This is a genomic window from Aestuariivivens sediminicola (genome assembly GCF_022662015.1).
Lineage (GTDB): Bacteria > Bacteroidota > Bacteroidia > Flavobacteriales > Flavobacteriaceae > Aestuariivivens > Aestuariivivens sediminicola.
The window spans coordinates 79135-91404 of the sequence record NZ_JAKMCM010000003.1 but is presented as its reverse complement, the minus strand read 5'-3'; the positions used below and the strand labels follow the sequence as shown (position 1 = coordinate 91404).

Sequence of the window (12270 nt, the reverse complement as noted above, 5' to 3'; positions counted from 1 at the left end):
TTTTGAATCGATTTGTTTTTGTAGTTGTTTGTAGCTGTATTGCTTTATTATCCTGTAAGAACGATAAAAAAGCCATTAGCCAAACTGAGGTCTTTTTTGAAAAAGAAGGTGTCCTCACCATTTTTAAATCAGATTCAACAACAATTTCATTAGACATTGAGATTGCCGATAACGAATATGAAACTCAAACCGGCATGATGTATCGGAGCAGCATGAAGGACTCACAAGGCATGCTTTTTGTTTTCGATGATGAAAGGCCACGTTCATTTTACATGAAAAATACCCGCATTCCACTGGACATCATATACATATCAGAGGATAAAAAGATTGTTAGTTTTCAGAAAAATGCAAAACCATTTGATGAAACGTCCCTTCCATCCAATGCTCCGGCAAAATATGTTTTAGAAGTCAATGCCGGACTCTCGGACCTTTGGTCTATAGACATTGGAAATGCCATTGAGTACTCCGAATTGTAAAATTTCGATATTGATGAATAGATATGTTGTTCTAATATTTGTTTTTTTCTGGCTGCATTCCAAAAGTCAGGATAAAAAACCGAATGTTTTATTTATAATCTCTGATGATCTTACGACAACAGCAGTTTCCGCCTATGAAAATAAAGTGTGTAAGACGCCTCATATCGATCAACTCGCATCTGAAGGTATTCGCTATACCAGAGCATATACTCAATTTCCTGTTTGCGGCCCGTCTAGGGCTTCATTCATGTCGGGCTATTATCCTTCGGCAACAACAACCTATGGTTATGTTAGTGGACGTAAAAATATTGGTCCCGAACGAAAAACCTGGTCCCAGCTGTTTAAAGAAAATGGCTATTATACGGCCCGGGTGAGTAAAATATTCCATATGGCTGTCCCTTTAGATATTGAAACAGGATCAGACGGACAGGACGATGCGGCATCATGGACAGAACGATTCAACAGTCAGGGACCCGAGTGGAAAGCAAAAGGTGATGCTGAATTGGTACAGAACAATCCTGATGGCAGTATTGAACGTAAAGGGGGTAATGTGATGACCATTGTAAAAGCAGATGGCTCCGACCTCATGCATTCAGATGGTAAGACGGCAGAACAAGCCATTGCCCTTATAAAAAGCAAGAAAAATGAACCCTTCTTTTTGGCTGTGGGTTTTGTGCGTCCTCACGTACCTTTTGTCGCACCAAAACCCTATTTTACCCCTTATCCTTATCAACACATAGTACTGCCGAAGAAATTGAAAAATGACTGGAATGACATCCCGGAACGCGGCATAAACTATGTAACAAGTTTTAATGGCCAAATGTCTATCGAACAGCAGAAGAAAGCTGTAGCAGCCTATTATGCCTCTGTGTCATACATGGATGCACAAATCGGGAAGGTATTAAAAGCACTGAAAGATGAAGGCCTGGAAGATAATACCATTGTCATTTTTACATCGGACCATGGCTTTCATTTAGGTGAGCATGACTTTTGGATGAAGGTAAGCCTGCATGAGGAATCTGTGCGCGTGCCGTTAATCATTAAAGTGCCAGGCATTAAACCGCAGGTGTGCCATTCGTTTGTAGAGCTATTAGACCTTTATCCTTCCATTTCAGAATTAGCCGGCCTAACGTATTCGAAACATCTCCAAGGTAAGAGCTTAGTGAAGACCTTTAGCAATCCGGAATATGAAGTCAGAGATATGGCTTTTAGTGTAAGTCAGAATGGAAACTCATTCTTATTGAGAAGCGATGATTGGGCCTTTATCCAGTACAATGAAGACGCCTCGGGTGGTATTGAATTATTCGATATGAAGCATGATCCGAAACAGTATACCAATTTGGCTCATGATCCCGAATACACTAAAACCGTTACTTTTTTCAAAAATGAACTCAAAAATAAATTAAAAGAGGTACGGACAAACGACCTGGAGATTGCATATCGCTAATTAGGATTAGCTTTAAAGATTGCAATTCCTGCAACACATAATATGATTTCTAATTAACCGTTAAACCGGGTCATTATATTAATTCGCATTTAATATTCAGTGGCTTTCATTACATGCATCTGTTTCTCTCGTTGGATCAAAATTGAAACTTAGTTGTTTCCAATACCTCATAATAAACCACAACCAAAATATTGAGTCCAAAAAATCGTATGTCAAACACAGCGGGAAAATTTTAAAATTTTAGCTTTAAAAACAAAAAAAGCCCATTGACCTTGTCCATGGGCTTTTTAAAATGAAAATTCACGGTTAGTTAGGCCTTTTTCTTTTGTTTCTTATCAAGCCTTTGTACCGTGTCATACATTATAGGTGTTGCTATAAACAACGATGAATAGGTACCTACGATCACCCCAACAATAAGGGCGAACATAAATCCTCTGATCGAGTCTCCACCGAAAATAAATATGGCCAACAACACCACCAGGGTCGTTAATGACGTATTCAATGTTCTACTTAAGGTACTATTTAAGGAAACGTTCACCACCCTGTTAAATTCCCAGCTGGAATGTTCATTGAAAAATTCCCTTATCCTATCAAAAACAACCACAGTATCGTTAAGGGAATAGCCAATTACAGTTAATATTGCAGCTATAAAAGCTTGATCTATTTCCATGCTAAAAGGCATAAATTTATAGGTCAGAGAGAATACCCCTAATACAATGAGAACATCATGGAAAACTGCAGCAACAGCACCCAAGGAATATTGCCATCTTTTAAAACGCATCAATATGTAGAGGAACACTACAATAAGAGACCCTAAAATAGCCCAGAAAGAAGCCTGTTTAATATCATCGGCAATGGTAGGACTCACTTTGAATGATTCCAATAATCCCACCTGCTTATTTTCATCATTCAGGTCTATGAACTCCTCATAGGTTTGGCCAGATAGCAGTGGCTGAATCGAATTGTACAGCATTAATCTTATCTCTTCATCCACTTCAGAGCTTGCCTCATTTACCTTATATTTTGTGGTAATCTTCAATTGGTTGGCACTCCCGAATGTCTTCGCATCAGCACTTCCAAAAACATCGGCTAATGTCGCAGAGACTTCCGTGGCGTTAACGTCATTTTCAAAGCGAACCTGATAGGTTCTACCCCCGACAAAATCAACACCTTGATTTAAACCTACGGTTAAAAGGGAACCTAAACCGATAACAATCATAACGCCCGAAATAATTAATGCAACTTTACGTTTTTGTAAGAATGCAATATTTATATTCCTGAATAAATTTTTCGTGATACCGGTAGAGAACTCTAATTTTCCGCCTCTGTTAACATACCAGTCTACCAACAATCGCGTTATGAAAATTGCCGTAAATAGGGAGGTTCCTATACCAATTAGCAAAGTCGTTGCAAATCCTTTGATCGGACCAGTTCCAAAAATAAATAATATCAAAGCTGTTAGACCCGTTGTAATGTTCGCATCTAAAATGGAAGACAAGGCATTGCTAAAACCGTCTTGTATAGATTCTTTTTGGCCTTTACCCTTAGCTAGTTCTTCACGAATACGTTCGAAAATAAGTACATTCGCATCAACCGACATACCGATAGTCAATACGATACCAGCAATTCCAGGCAAAGTTAGCACTGCTCCCAAGCCTGACAGAATACCAAAGATCAACAAGATATTCAATAGCATGGCAATATCGGCAAATATGCCTGATTTGCCATAGTAAAGGATCATCCAAAGCAATACCAATACCAAGGCAATCATAAAAGACATGGTTCCACTGTCGATCGCCTCCTGACCCAGAGATGGACCAACAACTTCACTGGAGATGATGTCTGCCGATGCCGGTAATTTACCTGCGCGCAATACATTAGCTAAATCTTCTGCCTCATTTAGAGTAAAACTTCCAGAGATTGAAGAATTACCACCTGCGATTGGTCCTGAAGTCACACCAGGTGCAGAATAAACGATATTATCCAAAACAATGGCTATTTGACTCCCCTGAGCAAAAGCTTCGCCCGTCATTTGCTCCCAAATCTTGGCCCCTTTTGAATTCATTTGCATGGATACTTCAGGTTTTCCGGTTGGACCAAAATTAACCCGGGCATCGGTAACTACTGCCCCACTAAGTTGAGGAATGTCTTCCCTGTTGCCCACAAGGGCGTATAGATCAACAATCTCACTATTATTCTCTGGTTTACCAAAAACAAACTTAGCATAACGCTGTTCAACAGGTAATAATGCTCTAACCTCAGGTTTATTTAGATAATCTAAAATCGTTTCTTTATCCTTAAGCTCAAATCGCGCAATTATTGGTCCGCCCTGATAACCCGGCCCTCTGATAAGGTCTAGAAGGGGATTTACATTCGCCACTGCTGTCGAATCGGTTTCAGCTTCACCTAATAAATCGTCTATAGCAGCATCCTGTGCATCTTCTTCATCCTGGGGTTCTGTATCAGCAAGGTCTTCAGTATCTACCTCTACCAAATCCTTTAGCGTCTCATTGGCCTGTGCCAAAAACCCAAAGAACTGCTCCCCTTTATAAGCGTCCCAGAATTCCAATTGCGCCGTACTTTGTAATAAACTGGTGGCTCTTTCTATATTTTTAACTCCGGGTAGTTCAACCAAAATTCGGCCAGATGTTCCCAATCGTTGAATGTTTGGTGAGGTTACACCAAATTCATCGATACGTTTGCGCAACACCTCAAAGGCAGAAACAATTGATTCATCAATCTTGGTGGCGATAACCTTTTGCACCTCCTCATCTGTCATGGTGCCATCTATTTCGCCATCTAAGGCTTTGGTATAGAATATATCAGGAGAGGCTAGCCTGGTATCCCCTTTAATCGCATCAAAAGCCAAAAAGAAATCCTCCAAATACGTATTCTGACTATTTTTTTGGATTTCTGTAGCATCGTCAAGTGCTTTATTGAACACCGGATCCTTGGTGTTGTTTGCCAGTCCTTTTAAGATATCTTTTACCGATACCTGAAGGATAACATTGATTCCACCTTTTAAATCCAATCCAAGGTTCATGGCTTTCTGCTTCACCTCATTATAAGTGAATTTTGCAATACCAATATTAAATACAGTATCATTAGCAATTGACTCGAGGTAATTTGCTTCTTCCTGACTTCGCTTTGCACGATAGTCCTCTTCGGTGTCAGAAACAGCATTAATTGCCAACTCCTGAGCCTCTTCTTCTATTTGATTTGCTTTGAATGTAAACGATAATTGATAAATACTTACCAAACCGAATAACAAAGCAAATAATTTTACTAGTCCTTTATTTTGCATTTCAATTAATTATTTTATTCAAGATTCTTACAACGGAACACCTATTTGACCGTCTTATATTTTATTTAGTTTTTTGATGATAAGAAATGATCATAACGCTTAAAACGTCATGTTTCTGTGAAAATGAGATTGTTAAAGCTACCTTCTAGATTCGGATCTGATTAAACCTACTGACCATAATGTGTGTTTAACTACAGTTTTTATGAAGAAGGTGAAACGATAAGTAAAGAACCTCATAATCTTTTTATGATACAGGACCAGCTCTGACTTCTGGTATAACATGTAACGGTTCTTCTATTTCAAGGAAAAGTTGTTTGTATAATCTAAAATTAAAATTGAAGGTTTCTATTTTGCATTTATCTAAAAAAGAACAAAATGAAAACAGCTCGGGAAATAATAATCGTTCCCCTTTATAGTTTACGGTAATAAGGGAATGCCCACCAAGATCAGATGACGCATCCTTATTCTCATGAATCTCATAAATGTTGAGATTACAGCTTACGGCACCCTCTTGTACAGGAACATTCGAATCGGAATGCTCTTCATCACTCAGCGTGAAAGTAACTGTTAAAGGGCTTTCTTCAATAATCGCACTTCTAATAAATTCAACGCCATGATCGCTGTGATATAGTATTCTTAATTGTCCATTAAGCCCCTCCTTAACATGAATATTTTTAACTCCGAGATCCCTTAATTGCTTTTTTAATAAGGCGACGGTCTCTTGTGTTTCAAAAGGTGTAATTTCCGAATTGGTGAATTCCAACACCAATTCTTGATTTGGCAAAGTCGTATGTTGTTGGCTAACAACCCCGATCAGGGTTACTAAAAAAACAAGTATACCTATGTACCTTTTTAATTTCATGCGCCAAATATAAAAAAATAAAGACTGTATTACTACAGTCTCTAAATAAATATGTTATCCAATAAAATGGATCATCCCTGAATACCAAAAGGGTTTCTTAAACTTACATAAGACTTTAAAATTCCAGTAGGCCATTTGTTTTTCTAACACCTTCAGCGCTGGATTTCATATGATCCTTTTCCGCTTCACTTAATGGCACATCAACGATGTCTTCAATACCATTTCTACCTAAAATAACGGGAACCCCGATACAAATATCACTTAGTCCATATTCACCTTCCAAAAATGTTGAACATGGATACATTTTCTTTAGGTCGCAGGCAATGGCCTGAACCAATCCACTGACGGCTGCTCCAGGAGCATACCAAGCTGAAGTCCCGAGTAATTTAGTCAATGTTGCCCCGCCTACTTTAGTATCTTCCTTAACCTGGTTTAAGCGTTCCTCGCTCAAAAATTCAGAAACTTTAATACTGTTTCTGGTGGCATGACTGGTTAAAGGAACCATACCGGTATCACTATGCCCGCCGATTACCATACCATCCACATCACTAATTGGAGCGCCAAGGGCTTCGGCCAATCTGTATTTAAATCGCGCCGAATCTAAGGCCCCTCCCATTCCAATAATTCTGTGCTTAGGAAGGTTGGTAGATTTGTGAACCAAATAAGTCATTGTATCCATTGGATTGCTCACTACAATCATGATCGTATTCGGAGAATGCTCAATAAGACTTGCAGCAACCGTTTTAACAATTCCGGCATTAATACCTATTAACTCTTCTCGAGTCATACCTGGTTTACGCGGAATACCTGAAGTTATCACACAAATATCACTATTCGCTGTTTTAGTATAATCGTTTGTTACACCTGTTATTTTGGTATCAAAACCATTTAAGGAGGCACACTGCATAAGATCCATGGCCTTGCCTTCGGCATAACCTTCTTTAATGTCCAACAATACAACTTCGGATGCAAAATTCTTAATCGCTATATACTCTGCACAGCTAGCACCTACTGCTCCTGCCCCAACTACGGTAACTTTCATATTTCTTTTTTTTAATTAACCAATCAGTTTTAAAATTTGCACAAAATTCACAATTATTACAGACAAAAAACATGACTTTTGTTTGCTTCAGAATCATGGAATTTTGAATAGCAAATGTATAAATAAATTACGCGTTAAAGAAAAAGCACAGGAATTAATTCCTGTGCTTTTATTAACCATAATATTTCAAATTCTTTTATCTGAAACCAAAATTTAATCCCAAAGAAAAGGCATTATAATTGGAAAGGTGATATTCAGCATTTATCCTGAAAAATCCCAATTTCAATTTAGTTCCTATGGTAGCCCGAACATCGGAAACTTCACTTGAAACAGAAAAAGGATCAACAAGGGTTTCATTTAAAAGAGGCCCACTGGAAATGATGTAGGTTCCGAGTAAATCCGATTCAGATTTACCCTTTATGTACCCCAAACCACCATAAAAGTTTATTACGGGTAGTTTCGTTGAGGCTATTAATTGCAGTAACCATGTATTTGTATCTGATTCCAATCTCTGATTTTCACCACTTATACCAGAATCCATCAAATTATAGGTGCCATCTAAATGGGTATATGCCACCAATCCGGATATAGCAACAGGCATGGCAGTATCTGCCGGTAACCATTTGGTGAATTCAATCTGTAATCCTGCTCCATACATTCCAATATCTACTTCATCCGTTTTTATTTTAGGCACAAAACGTGCCTTGATTTCAAAACCTTTACTTAAACCTAAAGCCCCTTGAATAAAGGCCGTGGGTATTAAATTGGCCGCAGCATCACCAATGCCAGAGGGTAAGGTAACAGTCTCCTGTTGTTGACCAAGAATAGGATCATCATAAGTAACGATTAAATTAATATCAGACGTATTTTCACCCAGCGCAGTTGCCACCATCTTTGAACTGGACTGATCTTCAAACGACACTGTAAAATCCTGGCCAGGATCACTGTTGTAGTCCGCAATTGTCATTAGAAAGGACTTGTGCTCATCGGTTACGGTAGCCGCATTGGCTAAAATTGATATTTCGAATCCACCCAGTGGTTTGGCATCCGCAGTATTAAACCAATTGGTATTCATACTGTGCATTAATCCATTCGTTCCAGACATTAAATAGTCATTTGTAAAGCGTTCGGCATTACGTACCCCTGCCTCTAAAAGTCCATCAATATCCTGAGCGATTAAACCTGTTGTTGCCATACCAAGCAACATAAGTAGTGTTGTTCTTTTCATAACTTAAAAATAAATTTGGTTCAACAAAAGTATAAAATAATTCATACAAATTTTTATTTTATCGCTATTTTATTACTTTTCATCGATTTTTTAATTACTTTCGTAGTAATTAGACGTCCTTTCTTGTTTATAGATATACAACAAGCTATGACCTCCTAATCCCGGTTATAGATTTAAACACGACCTAAATTTGATGACTATGCATTGCCCCAAAATCGAAATGAGATTCCTTAGTTTTTTTGTTTTATTCATCGTGTTGCTTGGGTGTTCCAATAATGAAACATTGGACGAAAACGATCCCGATGAAATTAATGTATTCATTAACAGACAAAGTACAGGTAGTTCGGCTAATGATATCTTATCGGATACTACCTTTAAAGGTTTGATCGTAGAATTGGTTTATGTAGAAGGATATGAACCAAGGCAAACGTCGGTAGATAATTTTATTTCTTTTCTGGCAGATCGAATTTATAAACCCTCGGGTATCACCGTGAGTAAACGAGCCTTACCATCGACCGGAAAAAGCACCTATTCCATTGAGGACATTGCCGATATTGAGAGAGCGCAGCGTCAATTTTATAATACAAGTAACACTATTGCCGTTTGGGCCTATTTTACGGATGGAAAGTCTGATAAAGATACCCAGGAAAATGTTGTTCTTGGAACGGCATATTGGAATACCTCCTTTGTAATTTATGAAGAGACCTTGAGAACTATGAGCAATAGTCCACTTGAACCTTCCAGAACAGTTTTGGAAACAACTGTTATTAACCATGAGTTAGGCCATATTTTGGGACTTACCAATTTGGGTACACCCATGCAAAACAACCATGAAGATCCTGAACATGAACACCATTGTAACGATGAAAACTGTCTCATGTATTGGGCATCCGAATTTGCTGTTGGCTTAGGGAATATGACCGCGGTACCACAATTGGATATGCAGTGCTTGGAAGACCTAAAGGCCAACGGTGGTAAGTAATTAGTTCAGAACAGGAATAGCCTTAAAAGCAAACGTGATGATAACCAATCTTATCATCACGTTCAATACAATTTTAAGAGAGCAATATCATTTATGCATCTATATTGGCATAAACCGCATTCCGCTCTATAAAATCTCTTCGCGGTGGTACTTCATCACCCATAAGCATTGAGAATATCCTATCGGCTTCTGTACCATTGTCGATTTGAACCAATCTTAAGGTTCTGAATTCCGGATTCATAGTGGTATCCCAAAGCTGTTCTGCATTCATTTCCCCTAAACCTTTATAGCGTTGAATACTTGCGCTACCACCGAACGATTCTACAATTTCATCGCGCTCCTTATCGGTCCAGGCATATTGCTTTTTGTTCCCTTTCTTTATTAAATACAAAGGCGGTGTGGCAATATAAACATGCCCCTCCTCTATAAGCTCTTTCATATAACGAAAGAAAAAAGTAAGTATTAACGTGGCGATATGGCTTCCATCGATATCAGCATCACACATAATGACAATTTTATGGTAACGCAACTTCGATAGGTTCAAGGCTTTGCTATCATCCTCCGTTCCAATAGTAACCCCTAGTGCAGTAAAGATATTTTTGATTTCTTCATTTTCGAATACCTTGTGTGTCATGGCTTTTTCAACATTCAGTATTTTACCACGGAGAGGTAAAATAGCCTGGAAAGCCCTGTCGCGACCTTGTTTTGCCGTACCGCCTGCAGAGTCCCCCTCCACTAAAAACACTTCACACTTCGCAGGATCCTGTTCAGAACAATCACTTAACTTACCTGGTAATCCTCCAATACTCATTACCGTTTTGCGCTGGACCATTTCACGTGCTTTTTGAGCAGCATGTCGCGCCTGAGCGGCCAATATGACCTTTTGAACAATCGTCTTGGCATCGTCCGGATGCTCTTCTAAATAATCCGTCAACATTTCAGATACTGCCTGGCTCACACTTGCGGAAACCTCTCTATTACCCAATTTCGTTTTGGTCTGACCTTCAAACTGGGGTTCCGCTACCTTTACCGATACGATTGCTGTTAAGCCTTCACGAAAATCATCACCGGAGATCTCGAACTTTAATTTGTCCAGCATGCCGGATTCATCGGCATATTTTTTCAAGGTATGGGTTAACCCCCGACGAAATCCTGTCAGATGGGTACCCCCTTCATGGGTATTGATATTATTTACATAGGAATGTAAATTCTCTGCATAGGATGTATTGTAAACCATTGCGACTTCAACAGGAACTCCATTTTTCTCACCTTCGAAGGCTATGACATCCTTCATTAATGGTTCCCTTGTAGCATCCAAATAACGAACGAATTCCGTTAAACCCTCTTCAGAGTAAAATGTTTCCCCTTCATACTCACCGGCTTCATTCTTATTTCGCTTATCCGTTAAAATAATGGTAATCCCTTTGTTTAAGTAGGATAACTCGCGCATGCGACTGGCCAGGGTATCGTAATTATATTCAAGCGTCAGCGTGAATATAGTAGGATCAGGTCTGAAAGTAACAATAGTTCCCCTTTCCTTGGTCTCCCCAATTTGCTTCACCGGGTAAAGGGTTTTACCCCGCTCGTACTCCTGTTCCCAAATTTTTCCATCACGATGTACGGTGGCCTTTAAATGCTCTGAAAGCGCATTCACACAACTTACACCAACCCCATGTAAGCCTCCTGACACTTTGTAAGAATCCTTGTCAAATTTACCTCCCGCTCCAATTTTAGTCATGACCACCTCTAAAGCGGACACCCCTTCCTTTTTATGCAAATCCACCGGGATTCCACGTCCATTGTCTTCGGTAGTAATCGAGTTGTCTTCATTTATCGTCACTTTAATGGTATCACAATGCCCTGCCAAGGCCTCGTCAATGGAATTATCGACTACCTCATAAACCAAGTGATGCAATCCCCTAACACCAACGTCTCCTATATACATGGATGGGCGCATACGCACGTGTTCCATACCTTCTAAGGCCTGAATGCTATCCGCCGAATAATTGTGTTTTTTAGCCTCGTCGCTCATAAATCTAAAATTGTTTTAACTTATTTTATAAAATTTAGTTTTTCCTATGAACATACCCTACTCTCGGAGGGGTCTGTTCCATCACTAAAATTCCGAATTCAAAAACATAAAAAAATGATGCAAAAGCATCATTTTGATCACTAACAAAGATACGAAATAAAAGCCCCGTTAAAAAGCATTTTAACGCGTTTGAGCAATAATTATCAACAATTGTTAATTTCTTAAAAGTCTCTTAAATCGCCTAAAAACCATCTTAAAATTGATTTTGGGCATTTTTTTAAGGATTAAAAATCATTCAAAAAATTTTAATGTCTTAAACACGATATTTTTCAGCGGCCATCTTCATTGGTCATATAAAAAAACAATCCAAAAACACCTAAATTTAGAATACCATCAAACAATTCATATGTTTTCTATTAATTTCATAATACGATGAACTATATCGAAAAAAATTATGTGTAATACGTTATTTCTATATATATTTGGTGCACAAAAATTTTTATGCGATTAAATAATAACAATAATAATTTCAATAATCCTATGAAATAGGGTTGGGAGGTTATTGTTTAAAAATATCATTTAAGCCTTCCGGATACGGAGGGCTTTTTTAATTAAAAATCAAAAGCCATGAGTAAAATTATGACTGTCGACATCCTGTCAAGTATTAAAGGTGCTGTACCCAGTGAAGCAGTAAATAAACTTTTTGAAGTTATTAAAAACGCCAATTTGCCAGCAGATAATACCTTTCCTCATAGGCATAATGATGCTGTACCATTGGATGATTTAAGGGACGACGTCATTATTGAAAGTTCTGAAGTTGAAAAAAAGATCATCATTCAAAACTTCCCACAAGCCAAGGACAACTATTTGGTCGTATCAAAAGTAATTGAAGAATAG

General features: G+C 38.4%; 9 protein-coding genes. 4 read left to right on the top strand and 5 right to left on the bottom strand.

Translation table 11 applies throughout. From position 1 onward, the window contains the following. Window positions 1-2: 2 nt before the first annotated feature. Entirely contained in the window at window positions 3-476 is a 474-nt protein-coding gene (locus MR041_RS07915) for a DUF192 domain-containing protein (RefSeq protein ID WP_242093079.1), read from the top strand. A gap of 13 nt (window positions 477-489) precedes the next feature. Further along, window positions 490-1923, top strand: coding sequence for a sulfatase (locus MR041_RS07910; protein WP_242093078.1), 1434 nt, complete (start codon window positions 490-492; stop codon window positions 1921-1923). Between the two features lie 310 nt (window positions 1924-2233). Here MR041_RS07910 and secDF read toward each other — a convergent pair whose 3' ends face one another. The 4 genes from secDF to MR041_RS07890 form a co-directional block, all read right to left on the bottom strand. Continuing rightward, the gene (gene secDF / locus MR041_RS07905; RefSeq protein ID WP_242093077.1) at window positions 2234-5227 is read right to left on the bottom strand and encodes a protein translocase subunit SecDF; all 2994 of its coding nucleotides are present in this window, start codon (window positions 5225-5227) and stop codon (window positions 2234-2236) included. Window positions 5228-5471: 244 nt separating this feature from the next. Beyond that, on the bottom strand, window positions 5472-6089 hold the full coding sequence (locus MR041_RS07900; protein ID WP_242093076.1) for a hypothetical protein: 618 nt from the start codon (window positions 6087-6089) through the stop codon (window positions 5472-5474). 115 nt (window positions 6090-6204) lie between these two features. Further along, on the bottom strand, window positions 6205-7131 hold the full coding sequence (locus tag MR041_RS07895; RefSeq protein ID WP_242093075.1) for a malate dehydrogenase: 927 nt from the start codon (window positions 7129-7131) through the stop codon (window positions 6205-6207). A 196-nt stretch (window positions 7132-7327) separates the two neighbouring features. Beyond that, complete coding sequence (locus tag MR041_RS07890; protein ID WP_242093074.1) at window positions 7328-8359, bottom strand: DUF6588 family protein; 1032 nt, start codon at window positions 8357-8359, stop codon at window positions 7328-7330. A 220-nt stretch (window positions 8360-8579) separates the two neighbouring features. On the opposite strand from MR041_RS07890, the gene MR041_RS07885 reads away from it, so the two are divergent. Next, window positions 8580-9341 (top strand): zinc metalloprotease, encoded by a 762-nt coding sequence (locus tag MR041_RS07885; RefSeq protein WP_242093073.1) that lies wholly within the window; start codon window positions 8580-8582, stop codon window positions 9339-9341. 91 nt (window positions 9342-9432) lie between these two features. On the opposite strand, the gene gyrB is transcribed toward MR041_RS07885, so the two are convergent. Next, window positions 9433-11373 carry a DNA topoisomerase (ATP-hydrolyzing) subunit B gene (gene gyrB, locus MR041_RS07880; RefSeq protein ID WP_242093072.1) on the bottom strand — a complete coding sequence of 647 codons (1941 nt, stop codon included), beginning with the start codon at window positions 11371-11373 and terminating at the stop codon, window positions 9433-9435. Between the two features lie 627 nt (window positions 11374-12000). Between gyrB and MR041_RS07875 the strand changes: the two genes are divergently transcribed. Further along, the gene (locus MR041_RS07875; protein ID WP_242093071.1) at window positions 12001-12270 is read left to right on the top strand and encodes an Asp-tRNA(Asn)/Glu-tRNA(Gln) amidotransferase subunit GatC; all 270 of its coding nucleotides are present in this window, start codon (window positions 12001-12003) and stop codon (window positions 12268-12270) included.